The sequence below is a fragment of the Vibrio sp. 03_296 genome (assembly GCF_002265885.1).
In genome coordinates this window covers 1-516 of the sequence record NZ_NPKW01001218.1, presented here as the reverse complement: position 1 = coordinate 516, position 516 = coordinate 1, and the positions used below count along the sequence as shown (strand labels likewise).

The following is a 516-nucleotide window of genomic DNA, read 5'->3' as shown; positions in this document are numbered from 1 at the left end:
CTTACACACCCTGCCTATCAACGTTCTAGTCTCGAACAACCCTTCTAGGATACTTAAAGTATCAGGGAAGACTCATCTCAGGGCTCGCTTCCCGCTTAGATGCTTTCAGCGGTTATCGATTCCGAACTTAGCTACCGGGCAATGCGTCTGGCGACACAACCCGAACACCAGAGGTTCGTCCACTCCGGTCCTCTCGTACTAGGAGCAGCCCCCTTCAATCTTCCAACGCCCACGGCAGATAGGGACCGAACTCGTCTCACGACGTTCTAAACCCAGCTCGCGTACCACTTTAAATGGCGAACAGCCATACCCTTGGGACCGACTTCAGCCCCAGGATGTGATGAGCCGACATCGAGGTGCCAAAACACCGCCGTCGATATGAACTCTTGGGCGGTATCAGCCTGTTATCCCCGGAGTACCTTTTATCCGTTGAGCGATGGCCCTTCCATTCAGAACCACCGGATCACTATGAMCTGCTTTCGCACCTGCTCGAACCGTCATTCTCGCAGTTAAGCG

1 rRNA gene is annotated in these 516 nt (G+C 54.0%); it reads right to left on the bottom strand.

Going from position 1 to position 516, the window contains the following annotated elements:
- A 23S ribosomal RNA gene (locus CIK04_RS31110) occupies nt 1-516 on the bottom strand; the annotation flags it as partial.